We start from the raw sequence: 15,231 nt of genomic DNA on the forward strand, positions 1-15,231 counted from the left end.
GGCGTCTGGCCGTTCCTGCTGGCGCAGCTCGTGGTGCTCTTTCTGATGGTCCTGTTCCCGCAACTCGTGATGTGGCCCGCCAGGCTGATCGGAGGATAGGGACAGAGCGCCCTCAGACGGTGCGCCGCCAACAACAAGACATCCTGAGGAAACGGTTAAGGAGAAACGAACCATGAAGCATATTAGTACAATCGCCGCGGGCATCTTGATCGGCAGCGCCTTCCTTGTCCCAACGGACGCCAACGCCGAGATCAAGGAGCACACCATCCGCTTCGCATTTCAGAATGCGCAGGAGCACCCGCAGGGTCAGGGAGCCAAGAAATTCGCGGAACTGGTTGAGCAGAAGAGCGGCGGCAAGATCAAGGTCCGGCTTTTCTCGAGCGGTCAGCTCGGCGGCGACCTTCAAACCGTCTCATCACTCCAGGGCGGCACCATCGACATGACGGTGTTAAATGCTGGCCTGCTCGTCGGCCAGGTGAAGGAGTTCGGTCTCTTTGACCTGCCGTTCCTGTTCGAAAGTGGCAAGGAAGCTGACGCCGTGGTTGATGGGCCCTTCGGCCAGAAGCTCGCCGAGTCTTTGGCGCCGAAGAATCTGGTTGGCCTTGGATACTGGGACCTGGGCTTTCGCAATCTGACCAATGGCCGCCGCGCTGTCGCCAAGCTCGAGGATATTCAAGGCCTCAAGATCCGCGTCCTGCAGTCGCCGCTTTATATCGAGCTGTTCAATACCCTCGGCGCCAACGCCGTACCGCTGCCGTTCCCGGAGCTCTATACGGCGCTTGAGCAGAAAACCGTCGACGGCCAAGAGAACCCGGTGACGGTGATTCAGACCTCGAAGTTCGCGGAGGTGCAGAAGCACCTCACATTCACGCGGCATGTGTACAATCCCCAGATCCTGATTTTCAGCAAGCGGGTCTGGGATCGCTATGATCCTGAAGAAAGAAAGTTGATCGAAGACGCCGCGGCAGAAGCCAAGGTGTTCCAGCGCCAGGCCTCCCGTGATGCCGAAGCCAAGGCTGTCGAACAACTCAAGGCTCAGGGCATGCAGCTCACGGAACTCTCTCCGGAAGAGATTGCGCGCCTTCGCGAGAAGGTGAAACCCGTAACCGAGAAGTTCGCGAAGGAAGCGGACGCTGCGACCGTGAAGGATCTTTTCGCCGCCGTCGAGAAGACCCGCGCCGCCCGTTGAACTTGAGCTTTGGATCACACTGGCGATGGCGGATTTCAGCCGCCATCGCCAGTCGCCGCAAATTTTGGGCTCCTGCATAAGGAAGGTACCGGAACCGTGCAGACCGCCATCGCCACTGTCTCACTGAGCGGCACCCTGGAGGAAAAGCTCCAAGCTATCGCGGCAGCCCAGTTCAAGGGCGTCGAGATCTTCGAGAACGATCTCCTGTCGTTCAATGGTACGCCCGCGGATGTGCGGCGCATCATCGATGACCTTGGACTCAAAACGATCACGTTTCAGCCCTTCCGCGATTTTGAAGGCATGCCCGAGCCCCAGCGATCCAAAGTGTTCGATCGCGCCGAGCGCAAGTTTGATCTAATGCAGGAACTGAATTGCGACCTGCTCTTGGTCTGCAGCAATGTCTCGCCGCATTCCCTGGGCGGCATCGACCGGGCTGCTGCCGACTTCCATGAGCTTGGGGAGCGCGCGGCGCGGCGCGGCATCCGGGTGGGGTTCGAGGCGCTGGCCTGGGGACGTCATATCAATGACTATCGAGATGCCTGGGAGGTTGTTCGCCGCGCGAATCATCCATCCATCGGCCTTGTGCTGGACTCCTTTCACGCCCTGGTTCGAGCAACTCCTCTGGGGGCGATCCGCTCGATCCCGAAGGATCGAATCTTCCTTGTCCAAGTTGCCGATGCTCCACTGCTCGACATGGATTATCTATCCTGGAGCCGCCATTACCGGTGCTTTCCAGGGCAGGGGGATCTCGCCGTCGACGACTTCATGGAGGCATTGCAGGCCACGGGCTTCGACGGCCTCATCTCGCTTGAGATCTTCAACGACCGTTTCCGTGCCGGTTCGGCCCGCAGCGTAGCGGTCGACGGACAGCGCTCCCTGCTCTTCATGCTCGACCAGCTTCAGCGGCGAACCGGCAATGACGTCTCTGGTTTGCCCGATCTTCCTCCCCGGGCGGCATGCCACGGCGTCGAGTTCGTCGAGTTCGCCATGGACGAGCGAGGTGCCAGAGCCTTCGAGCAGGTGCTGGGCGGTCTTGGCTTCGTCAAGGCAGGCGTGCATCGCTCGAAGGACGTGACGCATTGGCGGCAGGGCGGCATCAACATCGTGGTGAACTGCGACAAGGAAGGTTTTGCTCATTCATTCAACATCACCCATGGGCCGTCGGTCTGCGCCATTGCCCTGCGGGTCGACGACGCCCCAGCCACCATTGAGCGGGCAGTCAAGCTCCTGGATCAGCCTTTCAGGCAGGCCGTGGGCCCGGGGGAGCTGGACATCCCAGCCGTCCGTGGCCTAGGCGGAAGCCTGATCTATTTCGTCGACCGCAAAAGCGGTCTTGATCGCCTGTGGGATGCGGACTTCGAGCCCACCGGGCAAGCGAGCGGCGATTTCGTCGGGGCAGGGCTCATTGCGGTCGATCACCTGTCTCAGTCCATGCACTACGAGGAGATGCTGACGTGGCTCCTCTTCTACGTATCCCTGCTCGATGTGCGAAAGACGCCTGCGCAGAACGTGATGGATCCTGGCGGCGTTGTGCAGAGCCAAGTGGTGGAGACGGAAGATGGAACGTTCCGCCTCGCTCTCAATGCCTCTCAGAGCCGGCACACCCAGGCCTCACGCTTTTTGACCGACATCTTCGGCTCGGGCGTTCAGCACATTGCCTTGGCGGCATCCGACATCTTCGCGACGGTCGAGCGGCTGCGAGCCAACGGCGTCGAGCTTCTGCCGATTCCTGAGAATTACTATGACGATTTGGAGGCTCGCACGGATCTCTCTGCCGAGCAGATCGATCAATTGAGAGAAGTCAATGTCCTCTACGATCGGGACGGAACCGCCGAGTTCTTTCAAGCCTATACGAAGACGTTAGAGGGTGGCTTCTTCTTTGAGATCGTCGAACGCCGGGGGTACGAAGGGTTCGGCGCCGTCAATGCTCCGATCCGCCTTGCGGCTCAAACCCGCTTGGCGCCGCCTCCGACCATGCCACGCCTCTAAGCGTCCTCACGACCCCTCACGGCATGGGAGCAGGGGGCCGCTCTCTGTGCGGAACTGACGGGAAGCCGAGGCCGTTTCCCAAAAACTTGTACTGCTCAGCCAAATCTCACAAGGTTGGCGAGGAGCAGCAGCAGGACAAAAATGAATCGAGCGGTCGGGGCCAGTCGCCGCCGTCTCTCAGAGGAGGAAAGCATGCCAATCGGAAAACTTGTAGCATCATCATTGATGGCCAGCTTGTTCGCAATCTCGGCCGCCGCCGCCGCCGACATTCGTGAGCGTACCATCAAGGTCGGCATCGGTCTTAGCGCAGACCATCCGCAGGGGCAGTCGGTGACCCGGTTCGCCGAGATCGTCAGCCAGAAAAGCGAGGGCAAGATCAAGGTCAGGCTTTTTGCCGGAGGCGCGCTCGGCAACGACGTGACGATGATCTCTGCGCTTCAAGGTGGCACCCAGGAGATGACGATCCCGGATACGTCAACCCTGGTCGGTATTTCCGGTTTGAAGGATTTCGGGCTGATCAATCTTCCGTTCCTGTTCCAGAACGGCCAAGAGGCCGATAAGTTACTCGACGGTCCGTTCGGACAGAAGCTGATGGCCAAGCTGCCTGAAAAGGGACTCATCGGTTTTGGCTTCTGGGAGAACGGCTTCCGTCAGGTGACCAATAGCCGACGACCCATCGCCAAGGCGGAGGATTTTGCCGGCCTCAAGCTTCGCGTCATCCAGAATCCGCTGTTCATCGAGACGTTCCGCGAACTCGGGGCAAACGCGGTGCCGATGCCGTTCACGGAGGTCTATACGGCCCTTGAGACGAAGACGATCGACGGCCAGGAGAACCCCCTCGCGACGATTCTCGCGTCGAAGTTCTACGAAGTTCAGAAATATGCGGTCCAGTCGAACCACATCTACAGCGTCTGGGCATTCCTCATGAGCAAGAGGTTCTGGGACAGGCTGACGCCCGATGAGCAGGCTCTCATCGTGGAGGCTGCGAATGAGGCCAAGGATTTTGAGCGCAAGACCATCCGGGCGTTTGAGACGACAGCCCTGGACGAACTCAAGGCCAAGGGCCTGGAGATTTCCTCGTTAACCGAAGCCGAGACGACGAAGCTGCGCGACAAGACCAAAGCGGTTCGGGACAAGTTTACGGAGGAATTCGGGCAGGCCAGCGCAACCGAGATGATGTCCGAGTTGGAGAAAATCCGCTCCACCAAACAATAATCCGGCGCATTCACGCACGATTTGCCACTAAACCTGGGCAGAGATCGCATCGTCTGTGAGATGCCCTCTGCCCAGACTTCATACAAGTTTCCCGTCGGCGAAGTCGCCTGTCGCCTGAAGAGCATGCATCTTGTCGGGATGCGTGTCCGGGCGAGGCGAGAAGTCCAGGCCATTGCTGAGGAAGCATGGCGTCCAGCAGAACACACAGAGACTGTTGCGTCTCCTTCCAACTGGTTAAGGTATCGGGGAAGGATCATTGAATCTGTCAGCCCGCACAGGTGCTTCCCCGGGGGTTGGTTTCGGGAAGATTCTGGAGGAGCGAGGCAGCCGCCCTAATGTCCGGAGCGATGCCTTCACAGACGAAAGGCAGAGGTCAAGCGATGGCCAAAGGTTCAGACCTCCTGGTTGCGGCTCTCGAAAATGAGGGAGTCGACCGCATCTTCGGTATCCCGGGCGAGGAGAACCTTGATGTGGTCGAGGCGCTCCGCTCATCGTCGATCGAACTCGTGCTCACGCGGCACGAGCAGGCAGCCGCCTTCATGGCGGCAACCCACGGGAGACTGACCGGTCGACCCGGGGTCTGCATCTCCACCCTCGGACCTGGAGCCTTGAACTTTTCAACGGGCGCCGCCTATGCCCATCTCGGCGCAATGCCTATGATCATGATCACGGGGCAAAAGGCGATCAAGACGGCCCGGCAGGCGCGGTTCCAGATCGTCGACGTCATCGCGTCCATGAAACCGCTTACCAAGATGACGCGGCAGATCGTGAGTGCGGCCAGCATCCCGACCATTGTCAGAGATGCATTCAGGGTGTCGATGGAGGAGCGGCCTGGTCCCGTGCACCTCGAGTTGCCGGAGGATGTCGCGGCCGAGGAGGTCGAGGCTGTTGCCGCGCCGATCGTACCGGTCCATCCGATCGAGCGGCCGGTGGCGCATCCGGCGGCGTTGGACCGCGCGGCGGCCATGATCCTGGCGGCCAAGCGTCCGCTCATCATGATCGGAGCCGGCGGCAGTCGCCCGCATCTGGTCGAGCCTCTGTCCGGCTTCGTTCGCCGCACCCGCCTGCCTTTCTTCAATACACAGATGGGAAAGGGTGCGGTGACCGGCGGATCGAACCTTTACATGGGAACGGCCGCCCTGTCGGAGCGGGACTACGTCCACCGCGCAATCGACCGTGCCGACCTGATCATTGCGATCGGGCACGACACGGTTGAGAAGCCGCCCTTCATCATGGGCGAGGGTGGTCCGCGGGTCATCCACATCGGCTTCACTTCGGCCAATGTCGAGCAGGTCTTTTTCCCGCATGCCGAAGTGGTGGGCGATATCGGCGCAAGCCTCACGCTTCTGGCGGATCGACTTGGAGGCAAGCTTGATCCCGACCCTGACTTCCTGAACCTCCGTCAGGGCATCCTGGCCCGCATCAACGACCGCGCGGATGAGGAACGGTTCCCGGTCACGCCACAGCGGATCGTTCACGACGTCCGCAAGGTGATGCCGGACGACGGCATCGTCTGCCTCGACAACGGCATGTACAAGATCTGGTTCGCCCGCAACTACCGGACGCACGTGGCGAACACGCTGCTTCTCGACAATGCGCTCGCCACCATGGGGGCCGGGCTCCCTTCAGCCATGATGGCGGCGCTCTTGCACCCGGAACGGCGGGTACTTGCGGTTTGTGGCGACGGCGGCTTCATGATGAACTCGCAGGAGTTGGAAACGGCGATCCGGCTCAAGCTCAACCTGGTGGTGCTCATCCTGGACGACGCCGGATACGGCATGATCCGCTGGAAGCAGTCCGTCGACGGGTTCCAGGATTGGGGGCTCACCTTCGGGAATCCGGACTTCGTGAGGTATGCCCAATCCTACGGCGCGAAGGGATGGCGCATCGACGCCACCAAGGACTTGGCGCCGACCCTCGAAGCCGCCTTCGAGGAGGGCGGCGTGCATCTCGTTGCTGTTCCGGTGGACTATGTGGAGAACACGCGTGTTCTCGTCGAAGAGCTGCGGGGCCACGTTCCGCAAATCGAGACCGCCTGAGCGTCTGGAAACGACATCATGAATCCATTCACCTTCCAAGTCCCGTCAAACATTCTCTTCGAGACCGGTGCATCGAGAAAGGTCGCAGGCCTCGCCGCCGAGTTCGGAGCCAAACGTGTTCTGCTGGTCACGGACAAAGGAGTCCGGAACGCTGGTCTGACCCAGGGCGCCGAAGAGGCATTGCAAGCGGCGGGTTGTAACCTGGTCATATTCGACGACGTCGTGGCCGACCCGCCGTGGAACGTGGTCGAGCAAGCGGTGTCCCTGTGCCGCGAGGAGCGGATCGACCTCGTTCTGTCGATCGGCGGAGGCTCTGCGCTCGATACGGCGAAGCTCGTCGCCTACCTGGCCAGGTCAGGCGATCGCCTCGATGACGTTTACGGCGTCGGGCTCGCGAAAGGGCAGCGGCTGCCGCTGCTGCTTGTGCCCACGACGGCCGGCACGGGATCGGAGGTCACGCCCATCGCCATCGTGACGACACCGACCAGCGAGAAGAAGGGTGTCGTCTCGCCCCGGCTGCTGCCGGACTGGGCCATCCTCGACCCGGAACTCACCCTCGGCCTTCCGCCGCATGTAACGGCCGCCACGGGCATCGACGCCATGGTGCATGCGATCGAAGCTTACACGAGCCGGCACAAAAAGAATCCGATGTCGGATCAATTGGCCCGGCAGGCACTTGCGCTCCTGTCACAGAACATCCGCGAAGTCTGCACCAACGGCCAGAACCTCGAAGCCCGTTCTCAGATGCTGCTCGGTTCGATGCTGGCCGGCATGGCTTTTGCCAACGCGCCGGTTGCCGCCGTCCATGCGCTTGCATATCCCATCGGGGCGCTCTTCCACGTCCCTCATGGATTGTCGAACGCTCTCGTGCTCATGGGGGTGCTGCGGTTCAACCTGCCTGCTGCCGAGAAGCTTTATGCGGAGCTGGCGCCTATCGTTGATCCGGATGCCGGAAACCTGTCCGTCCAGGAGGCAGGGCGCCATTTCGTGGACAGCCTGGGCGCGATCTGCCGCGACTGCAAGGTTCCGGAAAGCCTTGCCGAAGTCGGTGTCCGGGAGGCCGATCTTTCTCGGTTGTCGGAGGATGCAATGAAGCAGACACGCTTGCTCGTCAACAATCCCCGAGAGGTTGCCTATGCGGATGCGTACGCGATCTACAGCGAGGCTCTGGACGGGAAATCGCGGTCGGTGGCCGCGTGACCAACGCGGATCTGTCGAGGAAGGGTTCTCGCTTTTTTGGGAGATGGACCGATGAACGAACTGCTGACAGCCGAAGCACTATCGGCCTTGCTCCAGGTGATCATGATCGATCTGGTCCTGGCTGGTGACAATGCAGTGGTCATCGGCTTGGCCGCAGCGGGGCTTCCCAAGGAGCAGCGCAACAAAGCCATCCTGATCGGAATCATTGCCGCCACCGTTCTGCGTATCGCGTTCGCCAGTATCACGACGCAACTTCTGGAGATAGTTGGCCTGCTTCTTGCCGGCGGCATTCTCCTTCTCTGGGTCTGCTGGAAGATGTGGCGGGAGCTTCGTACCTCTGCGAAGGATGAACTCGAAGCGAACGAGGCCCTCGCGCAACAGGACCTCGATGGGGACAAGGTACTTGCGGGATCGGCGCCGCGAAAGACGTTCGCGCAGGCAGCTTGGCAAATCGTCGTGGCGGACGTGTCCATGTCCCTGGACAACGTTCTCGCGGTAGCCGGAGCCGCGCGGGAGCATCCAGCCGTTCTCGTCTTTGGCCTTGGCCTTTCCATCGCCCTCATGGGCATAGCGGCGAGTTTCATCGCGCGCCTACTCCAGCGCCACCATTGGATCGCATATGTGGGCCTTGCGGTGATCCTTTATGTGGCTGCGGAAATGATCTATCGCGGCGCCCTTGAGGTTTGGCCGGCGATCGCCGCAGGTTAACGCACGCGGGTTATTCGCGCGGATGCGATAAAATATGCTTGCCCATACGGACCCCCCCCGGTGCTGATCGTGTGCGCGTGCCAGCACTCGGAAGAAAGTCTCGCGCCAGCTTCTGCTGGTAGAAAAATGCTTCTTGGGACAGGGAGCCGTGGGCATGACACACGAGCTGGTTCAGCGTCGATCGAGCGAGCGCATCCAAACCTTTCTGGAGGGGCGCGTTGTTCTGGATGATTGCTCATCCTTCATTGAGTGCACTGTATGGGATATCTCCGATACGGGCGCGCGGATCGGGTTCCTTCAGCCTGCGGAAGTCCCTTTGGAGTTCGAGCTGCAGATCCCTCGGGAAGGAGCGTCTGCTCAAGTCCGCCTAGTGTGGTCGACTGGGAAAGAGCACGGGGTTGCATTCACTGACGAGCCGGCCCACCAGCCCTGACGGGCTGGATGCTCTTGTGCGCAAGAGGCCGATTTGATAACCGGTCATAGACCCGAAGAGGCGTCCTATTGCTGATTGGCGGCGGGCGGCAGCGTCTCCTTCGCGAAGCCGACCCTAGTGCAGTTTCGCCCTTCGCTTTTAGCCGCGTACAAGGCGCGATCTGCACGATAGAGAAGGGAGCTTCGGTCGTCGTGCGCTAAAGCCTCGGCGACGCCGGCGCTGAAAGTGTAGGGCAATCGGGAGGGGCTTGCGTCACATTTGGCGGGGGGAAGTCCGCTCTGAAACGATCGATGATGCGCGCGGCCTCGTTGAGTCTGACGCCCGGAAGCAGCAGTAGGAACTCCTCGCCACCAGTCCGCCCGATTTGATCCTGTGACCTCAGCCTCTCGCGGCAAATATTGGCGAAATGCTGGAGGACCATATCGCCAGCGTCATGCCCGTAGGTATCGTTGATGGCCTTGAAGCGATCGATGTCGATGATGGCGACGCACAGGCCGGAGGTTGCGGGCTCATTCCCCGCGAGTGCTCCATCCAGCAGCTCGAGGATATGGCGACGGTTCGGCAAGCCGGTCAGCAGATCGGTCCGCGATGCCTGAAGAGCCTCTTCGTGAGCCTTGCGTAACGTCTTTTCATTCTGCTTCAAGGCCGTGATATCCGCCCCGACGGTGAGGACCCAACCGTTGGGAAGGATCGTATGATCCATCCAGAACCACCGGCCATCCATGAAATCGGTCTCGAATGACTTGCGCGGGGTGCTCCGCCGCCGTGGAAGGGTTCTGGCAATCAGCGCCTCAACGTCACCGCCATCGATCCTGACCCCGATCCCGTTTTTGGCTCCGTACCGGAGAATGTCCGTGAACGTGAGGGGTCCCTCGTATCCCTTCAGGAAGATGCCTTGATAGGTCTTGTTCGCGTAGCGGAGGCGGTCCTCGGCGTCATAGATGGATATTGCCTGCCCACTTTCCGTGAGGGCCTCCAGGAGATGACGGATGGCCACATCGTCGAGACTTATGGGGAGTTTGAACATCGAGCCACAGGAAAGAGAGAACGGAAGTCTGGAACCATCAATTCTGCCGGATCACAGACAATAGTTCTCGGGCAATAAGCGGCCCAATCGGCCGAAACTATGACAGCAAGGTGAGACGTTGCAAAGTGAGGGAGACATGCAGAAAAGACCAAGCTGCTGTTGTGTTTCCGTCTGCCGTTCTGCTGCGGCTGAGCGAAAAAGATGGGACTGGCTTTCGGTTGGCATCCTCGGGCTTGCGCTTCAAGACAACAGGCAAGAGCTCCAAGGTGCGGGCATTCGGCCCCGTATACGGTCCAGTTGGTTTGGCACTGCATAGCTGAGCCGCCAGGAAGCCCCGCACAACGGCAAGGATCGGCATGGGTCGCCTGCGGCTCACAGGTTCGTTATGAGAGGCGGCCCTGCGACCAGTCGAAGCCTTGCCAGACATTCCCGAGCGCCCCACGGGCGACGTAGACGGAGGGCACATCGGCCGGTGTCGGGAGTTCCTTCGGGGCCCGTCGTTCGGCTGCCCCGAGTAGCCTGATCCGGAACCGCATGCTGGCGTCTTTGAGCAAGCGCAGCTTTCGGGCGAGGGGCTGCGAACCTACGGAACTGTCGACGACCAGGGCGCTCGCTGCGGCGTATAGATCGTCGGCGGCGGCTTCGACCCCAGGATCTCGTCCAAGCCAACTCATCACATCGACCACGAGAACCCGCAGCTTCTGCAGTTCGGCCTCGCTGCTCTCCTTCGCAATGGCATCAACTGCCAGTTCGATCGATCCGAGTCTGTTGTCGATGGTTTCGGCAAAGGTTTTGGGCGTCATAGGCTTTCACCTCCTGGAGAGACCGGTCCTCACCTTGTCCGGTTGGCCAGCCTGAGGAAGCATGGACTTTTATGGTTAATGAAGAGTTAGAAAACGGGCTTCAGGCGTGCTCTCAACTGCGCAAATTGCTGGAAAATACAGGCTTTGGAGATATCAGCCGCACTATTCGGTTCCGGCCCGCGATGCTGTCGCGGCAGGGCCAAGGTGAGAGGCGTTTAGCCTGATGATCATCGCATCAAGCGGGAATGCTCGACGCTGAGGCAGCGGTTCATCACCACCTGGATGCCGGCGCTCTCGGCCCGCCGGGCGGCGTCAGGATGCATAATGCCAAGCTGTAACCAGAGGGCAGGGGCCCCGATGGCAATCGCCTCTTCGACGATGCCTGGGATGTATTCCGGGCGGCGGAAGACGTTGACGAGATCGATCGGTTCTCCGATGTCCTTCAACTGAGCCCGGAAAGGCTCACCATTGAGGCTCTGGCCTATGGCCGTAGGGTTGACCGGGATGAGCCTGTAGCCCACTCTGTTCAGGTAGCTCATGACGCCGAAGCTGGGTCGCCACGGGTCAATGCTTGCGCCCACGACCGCAATCGTCTTCGTCCGCTCGAGGATGTGGCGGAGATAGTCTGGCGCGTAGGCCCGGTGGTCGATGCTGGTCTGAACCTGCATGGGAATCCTCCATTATCCAATTGGTATTGGTCGAGGCGGGTTCCATGGAGAGGCGGGTGGCGGATCAAAAGCCACTCCATGACGGTTGTGACCATTGATGGCGCGGTGTCGCGCAGGTCAGTGCAGGACCCTGTTCATGGAGATATCCTCCACCTTTCAGATCACGCCGTCGGAAGGTGAGAAGCTGGGCGCTTTCGCGAAGTTTCCCTATGATCGGGAACTGGTGAGACGGTTTCGCGAAACCTTCCCACGGGCGAAATGGCGCGCTGACGAGGAGGCTTGGTGGGTTCCCGGAACGACGGCTGCGCGCAGGCTCGACACATGGATGTCACAGGAGCTCGAGACCCTTGACCGGCATGCGGACGCCAAGGGGCGTGATGCCTTTACGTTTGATCCGCTGGAGAGCCCTTATCTGTCGGTTGCCGATGATCTGAGGGTTCGTACTCCGTATTCGCGCACCATCGTCGAGGCCATGCGGGCGATCCCATGGGCTTGGTGGGATTCCGACAAAAGGGTGTGGCGCATCCCGTTTCGTTCCTACGAAGCCTTGCGGCTTCGCTGGCCGGAGATCGAAGATGCAGCGCGGCGCAATGAGCCGGAGGAGAAGCGAAAGCGGCAGGCTGATCGGAAAAGCCAGGAGGCGGGGAGAAGCGCGGTGCTTCAGGCGGAACGCCGCCGCAGGCGTTACCCGGTGCCGGGCGACGATCTTCCGCCGCTGGACCAGCCCGTTGCAACGCTCTCGTGGGGCGTTGTCGTGTTCGAGGATATCGGGAGCGAGCAGATCGATGAGGGGGCCGTGAAGGATCTTTATCCCCATATCGACAACGACCTTAGCCGCTACGTGTGGGCGAGGTGGCGCATGCCGGAGCTATGGGAGGTCTACCGTACCAAGGCCAGCCATGATGAGGACGGTCTGGCGCTGCGTTCTAGCAGGGGATGGTGGTTGCCGAACCGGGAGGAGCTGCAGGAGCGAGGGCGCAAGCTGCGGGAAATGGAACGGGCCCAGCGCTCGCGCAATCATGCGCGAAGCACCGAAGCTTAGCGGCGTTTCGCAGAAGCCTTCGCGTCAATAAAAAATCCGGGCGCGAGGCCCGGATTTTCGCAAAGCTCGAAGACAGCTCCTAGAATGGAATGTCGTCGTCCAAATCCGTATAACGGGAGCCTGCACCCGCTGCGGCGGGTTTTCTGTCCATGGGGGAGGAGCGACCGAAGTCGCCGCCGCGGCTGATCTGGCCCGGCTCCTCCTCGCCAAACTCCGAGGCGCCGCCGCCGCGGCTGTCCAGAATCGTCAGCTCGCCGCGGAAGCGCTGCAGCACGATCTCGGTGGTGTACTTCTCCTGCCCCTGCTGGTCCTGCCACTTGCGCGTCTGCAGCTGGCCCTCAAGATACACCTTCGAGCCCTTCTTCAGGTACTGTTCCGCTACCCGCGCCAGGTTCTCGTTGAAGATCACCACCGAGTGCCACTCGGTCTTCTCCTTGCGCTCCCCCGACCCCTTGTCCTTCCACGTCTCAGAGGTCGCAATCCGCAGGTTCACCACCGGCTCGCCCGAGTTCAGGCGCCGCACCTCAGGGTCCCGCCCCAGGTTCCCCACCAAGATCACCTTGTTCACGCTGCCAGCCATGACTGTTTCTCCACTTCTCTCTCCCTGATCGGCGGCTGCGCCAGATCCGGGTCTGTTTTACGCTCTCCTGTCCCGGCTGGGACATCACCAAGTGTTCTACATTTGTTCCAAGGAAAATTCAAGCTGAGAAGCGTGCCGCGGATGAGCGTGTGCAGGATGCCTTGAGAGGCGATTAATAGAAGAAACGCCGGCATCCAATGGTCTCGGAAGCCGGCGTTCATGGAAGCTTAGCCAGTCCCTCCTAAGCCGTCGTTATGCGGCGTCGGAGAGGTTCGCCGGCGTTTCGACGACGTCATATGCCGGCAGAATTGTGGTGAGGGGCTTAAGCGCTTCCAGAAGTCTTTGTTCCTGCACCTCATGCATGAGAGCTATGGCTGTTCGCGCGTCGTCTCGAAACAACTCTTTTGTTTCTTCCGACGCATTCTCCCAAGCAGCCGCGTTGTCCTGCACGTCATAAAATGCCCGAGCGACATGCTCGATCTGGTTTTCCATTGATGCCCCACTGGTGCTTTAGCGTTGTTTTTTCGCGTTAGCTCTTCGTGGCATGTTTGATTCGCGCCTTAACGAAGAACCTTCGACGCAGGGCTTTTAAGGTTAAGCTTTGGATTCGACAATTTACCCAAAGAGGTACCCCTACCTCAAACGGGTTATTGTCTCTGCAAATTAACGCGGCGGCGACAGAAACTGTCGCCGCCTCAGATGCATGTCCTGTCCTCGATCGTTACTCAGCAGCCTGCAGATAGACGACCTTCGTCTGCTCGTTGTGCACGTCGCGCAGCGTTTGCGCCATATAGTTCAGCCGCTCGATTGCCTTCTCGAGTTCGAGCCGCGAGCCCTCGTTGAGATCGTAAGCCTGACGACCCCGATAAAGGCGGTTCACCTGGCTTTCCATTTCGGCCGTCGCCTCATGAAGCCGATGGACAAGGTTATCGGCGATCACGTCGGCATTGCTGTCCACGACGCAGAAACCGACGTGGCTTGCACGGATATTAGACATCGGATGAAACCTCTTCTTGTCGTTCTTCTTACGGTTCAGGCAACGGCCCTATGCTCATGCTCGACGAGACAGCCAAGCTGGCGGGCCAATGAGTGTTTTGTGGCTGGCCCCACCCAAGGGAGGGACGCTAGATAGTCGAGCCGGTCGGAACTGCCGAGATATTCCTCGTAGAGACGGCTGCGCTCGCGCCAGATCCAGTCGATGGCGTCCGCCTTGCCGGGATGGCGCAGGCCAAGCCTGCTCGTTGAGCCAAAGGAAAGGGCTCTCATGCAGCGCTCATAGGTGCGGCGGCCAACGCTGGGTGTGACGCTCGCCCGGCAGATCGCATGGATCACGGACTGGGCGAATTCCTCCGCCGTGCCCGGAGTCGAGGGAGCCAAGTGATGGTCTAGCCCCTGCATGCCAAATTCGAAATCGCTCATGGTTTCACCCAAAGCTCGGCCTTCAATTCACCTGATGCTCCAGGCGGCCTGGAACAGTCGAACCAGCTTCGTGCCGGTCTTGTGGATTCGGCGCGATGTTCGCCATGGGAGGGCCTTCGTCCTCGCCATATCCATATGAGAATCTCGTAACCGCGTGTTTGCGGAAAACACTCGCGCGCCTGCAAGAAAAGGTCTGCGCAAGTTCTCGTCCGACGCGTATGAACCCAGTGTCTTCGCGGGTTTTTCAGCACGCCCGGCCTCCCATAAGATGGGATTGGGTTCCGCGGAATGCAAGATCGGACGCACCAACGGAGCCGGGTTTTCGTTCCTCTTCGACGGCTTTGGCCACACGGCGATTTCACCGCGCGCCATCCTGAATGTTTGGGCCAGATCAGTGCCCGTCTCGAAGTTGTAGACGGAAGCCGCGCACGTGAAGGCTTCAGCAAAAGCGGTCATAGAGCACCAGCTCTTTTCCGCCATGTGCAAAGGCCAGGACCAAAGGCCGTCATCGCGGCGATTGGCCAAGCTTTCACGCTCGATGAAATAGCCGGTCGTCTTGTGCTCAAGTCCGTCTTCGGTCACGAGCCAGTCTTCGTTCTCGAAGATTGCCTGCTCTGCTGCCATCGTCGCCATGCCGACACCCTCTGGAAGGCAGGCCGGGCCCGCCTCATTGACGCCAAATCTCAAGTGCATTTACTAACTGGAACAAACCAAGAACATACCGCTAGCAGCCCACGTGTCAAGCAAACGTGGCGTCTTGAGACTGTAATCTTGGAGTAACCGCCACTATGTGGGGGATGGAGCGGCAGGATTGAAGGGATCCTCTATGATCCGGCCGAAATTGAGGCGAAGGTTTCAAGCTTGAATACGGCCCAGCTTGACTGCGCCTCATTGACTGCAACGCAACGGAGCCATCTTG

General features: G+C 60.2%; 17 protein-coding genes. 8 read left to right on the plus strand and 9 right to left on the minus strand.

Translation table 11 applies throughout. The features are described 5' to 3' along the window. Window positions 1-172: 172 nt before the first annotated feature. From DRB19_RS03440 to DRB19_RS31800, 7 genes are all read left to right on the plus strand, one after another. On the plus strand, window positions 173-1,189 hold the full coding sequence (locus DRB19_RS03440) for a TRAP transporter substrate-binding protein (protein WP_114184648.1): 1,017 nt from the start codon (window positions 173-175) through the stop codon (window positions 1,187-1,189). A gap of 96 nt (window positions 1,190-1,285) precedes the next feature. Continuing rightward, the gene (locus DRB19_RS03445; RefSeq protein ID WP_114184779.1) at window positions 1,286-3,178 is read left to right on the plus strand and encodes a bifunctional sugar phosphate isomerase/epimerase/4-hydroxyphenylpyruvate dioxygenase family protein; all 1,893 of its coding nucleotides are present in this window, start codon (window positions 1,286-1,288) and stop codon (window positions 3,176-3,178) included. A gap of 192 nt (window positions 3,179-3,370) precedes the next feature. Beyond that, window positions 3,371-4,393, plus strand: a complete 1,023-nt coding sequence (locus tag DRB19_RS03450; RefSeq protein ID WP_114184649.1) for a TRAP transporter substrate-binding protein — start codon at window positions 3,371-3,373, stop codon at window positions 4,391-4,393. Between the two features lie 380 nt (window positions 4,394-4,773). Then, window positions 4,774-6,432 carry an acetolactate synthase large subunit gene (locus DRB19_RS03455; protein WP_114184650.1) on the plus strand — a complete coding sequence of 553 codons (1,659 nt, stop codon included), beginning with the start codon at window positions 4,774-4,776 and terminating at the stop codon, window positions 6,430-6,432. Window positions 6,433-6,450: 18 nt separating this feature from the next. Next, complete coding sequence (locus DRB19_RS03460; protein WP_114184651.1) at window positions 6,451-7,632, plus strand: iron-containing alcohol dehydrogenase; 1,182 nt, start codon at window positions 6,451-6,453, stop codon at window positions 7,630-7,632. Between the two features lie 51 nt (window positions 7,633-7,683). Next, a complete protein-coding gene (locus DRB19_RS03465) occupies window positions 7,684-8,340 on the plus strand; it encodes a TerC family protein (protein WP_114184652.1) in 657 nt (218 codons plus the stop codon). A gap of 154 nt (window positions 8,341-8,494) precedes the next feature. Next, complete coding sequence (locus DRB19_RS31800) at window positions 8,495-8,773, plus strand: PilZ domain-containing protein (RefSeq protein WP_114184653.1); 279 nt, start codon at window positions 8,495-8,497, stop codon at window positions 8,771-8,773. A gap of 196 nt (window positions 8,774-8,969) precedes the next feature. Here the strand turns inward: DRB19_RS31800 and DRB19_RS03475 are convergent, their stop codons facing one another. From DRB19_RS03475 to DRB19_RS03485, 3 genes are all read right to left on the minus strand, one after another. Continuing rightward, the gene (locus DRB19_RS03475; protein ID WP_245439259.1) at window positions 8,970-9,800 is read right to left on the minus strand and encodes a sensor domain-containing diguanylate cyclase; all 831 of its coding nucleotides are present in this window, start codon (window positions 9,798-9,800) and stop codon (window positions 8,970-8,972) included. A gap of 383 nt (window positions 9,801-10,183) precedes the next feature. Further along, complete coding sequence (locus tag DRB19_RS03480) at window positions 10,184-10,603, minus strand: hypothetical protein (RefSeq protein WP_114184654.1); 420 nt, start codon at window positions 10,601-10,603, stop codon at window positions 10,184-10,186. A gap of 227 nt (window positions 10,604-10,830) precedes the next feature. Continuing rightward, window positions 10,831-11,271: a CoA-binding protein gene (locus DRB19_RS03485; RefSeq protein WP_245439260.1), complete on the minus strand. Its 441-nt coding sequence runs from the start codon at window positions 11,269-11,271 to the stop codon at window positions 10,831-10,833. Window positions 11,272-11,407: 136 nt separating this feature from the next. Between DRB19_RS03485 and DRB19_RS03490 the strand changes: the two genes are divergently transcribed. After that, complete coding sequence (locus DRB19_RS03490; protein WP_245439261.1) at window positions 11,408-12,313, plus strand: hypothetical protein; 906 nt, start codon at window positions 11,408-11,410, stop codon at window positions 12,311-12,313. Between the two features lie 79 nt (window positions 12,314-12,392). On the opposite strand, the gene ssb is transcribed toward DRB19_RS03490, so the two are convergent. From ssb to DRB19_RS03520, 6 genes are all read right to left on the minus strand, one after another. Next, window positions 12,393-12,893, minus strand: a complete 501-nt coding sequence (ssb, locus tag DRB19_RS03495) for a single-stranded DNA-binding protein (protein ID WP_114184655.1) — start codon at window positions 12,891-12,893, stop codon at window positions 12,393-12,395. Continuing rightward, window positions 12,878-13,087: a hypothetical protein gene (locus tag DRB19_RS03500; protein WP_147022714.1), complete on the minus strand. Its 210-nt coding sequence runs from the start codon at window positions 13,085-13,087 to the stop codon at window positions 12,878-12,880. Before DRB19_RS03500 ends, ssb begins: the two co-directional genes overlap by 16 nt. 58 nt (window positions 13,088-13,145) lie before the next feature. Beyond that, window positions 13,146-13,385, minus strand: coding sequence for a hypothetical protein (locus tag DRB19_RS03505; RefSeq protein WP_114184657.1), 240 nt, complete (start codon window positions 13,383-13,385; stop codon window positions 13,146-13,148). 229 nt (window positions 13,386-13,614) lie between these two features. After that, a complete protein-coding gene (locus DRB19_RS03510; protein ID WP_114184658.1) occupies window positions 13,615-13,890 on the minus strand; it encodes a hypothetical protein in 276 nt (91 codons plus the stop codon). 35 nt (window positions 13,891-13,925) lie between these two features. After that, window positions 13,926-14,312: a hypothetical protein gene (locus DRB19_RS03515; RefSeq protein ID WP_114184659.1), complete on the minus strand. Its 387-nt coding sequence runs from the start codon at window positions 14,310-14,312 to the stop codon at window positions 13,926-13,928. A gap of 27 nt (window positions 14,313-14,339) precedes the next feature. Then, window positions 14,340-14,945, minus strand: coding sequence for a hypothetical protein (locus tag DRB19_RS03520; protein ID WP_114184660.1), 606 nt, complete (start codon window positions 14,943-14,945; stop codon window positions 14,340-14,342). Window positions 14,946-15,231 lie beyond the last annotated feature (286 nt).

The sequence above is a fragment of the Microvirga aerophila genome (assembly GCF_003332305.1).
GTDB classification, from domain to species: domain Bacteria; phylum Pseudomonadota; class Alphaproteobacteria; order Rhizobiales; family Beijerinckiaceae; genus Microvirga; species Microvirga aerophila.

What these genes read in the sequence shown, in the direction of transcription:
- DRB19_RS03440 (WP_114184648.1), top strand. Translation starts at nt 173, where the DNA reads ATGAAGCATATTAGTACAATCGCCGCGGGCATCTTGATCGGCAGCGCC.
- DRB19_RS03465 (WP_114184652.1), top strand. Translation starts at nt 7,684, where the DNA reads ATGAACGAACTGCTGACAGCCGAAGCACTATCGGCCTTGCTCCAGGTG.
- ssb (WP_114184655.1), bottom strand. Translation starts at nt 12,893, where the DNA reads ATGGCTGGCAGCGTGAACAAGGTGATCTTGGTGGGGAACCTGGGGCGG.
- DRB19_RS03480 (WP_114184654.1), bottom strand. Translation starts at nt 10,603, where the DNA reads ATGACGCCCAAAACCTTTGCCGAAACCATCGACAACAGACTCGGATCG.
- DRB19_RS03490 (WP_245439261.1), top strand. Translation starts at nt 11,408, where the DNA reads ATGGAGATATCCTCCACCTTTCAGATCACGCCGTCGGAAGGTGAGAAG.
- DRB19_RS03460 (WP_114184651.1), top strand. Translation starts at nt 6,451, where the DNA reads ATGAATCCATTCACCTTCCAAGTCCCGTCAAACATTCTCTTCGAGACC.
- DRB19_RS03510 (WP_114184658.1), bottom strand. Translation starts at nt 13,890, where the DNA reads ATGTCTAATATCCGTGCAAGCCACGTCGGTTTCTGCGTCGTGGACAGC.
- DRB19_RS03505 (WP_114184657.1), bottom strand. Translation starts at nt 13,385, where the DNA reads ATGGAAAACCAGATCGAGCATGTCGCTCGGGCATTTTATGACGTGCAG.
- DRB19_RS03515 (WP_114184659.1), bottom strand. Translation starts at nt 14,312, where the DNA reads ATGAGCGATTTCGAATTTGGCATGCAGGGGCTAGACCATCACTTGGCT.
- DRB19_RS03455 (WP_114184650.1), top strand. Translation starts at nt 4,774, where the DNA reads ATGGCCAAAGGTTCAGACCTCCTGGTTGCGGCTCTCGAAAATGAGGGA.
- DRB19_RS03475 (WP_245439259.1), bottom strand. Translation starts at nt 9,800, where the DNA reads ATGTTCAAACTCCCCATAAGTCTCGACGATGTGGCCATCCGTCATCTC.
- DRB19_RS03450 (WP_114184649.1), top strand. Translation starts at nt 3,371, where the DNA reads ATGCCAATCGGAAAACTTGTAGCATCATCATTGATGGCCAGCTTGTTC.
- DRB19_RS03485 (WP_245439260.1), bottom strand. Translation starts at nt 11,271, where the DNA reads ATGCAGGTTCAGACCAGCATCGACCACCGGGCCTACGCGCCAGACTAT.
- DRB19_RS31800 (WP_114184653.1), top strand. Translation starts at nt 8,495, where the DNA reads ATGACACACGAGCTGGTTCAGCGTCGATCGAGCGAGCGCATCCAAACC.
- DRB19_RS03500 (WP_147022714.1), bottom strand. Translation starts at nt 13,087, where the DNA reads ATGCCGGCGTTTCTTCTATTAATCGCCTCTCAAGGCATCCTGCACACG.
- DRB19_RS03520 (WP_114184660.1), bottom strand. Translation starts at nt 14,945, where the DNA reads ATGGCGACGATGGCAGCAGAGCAGGCAATCTTCGAGAACGAAGACTGG.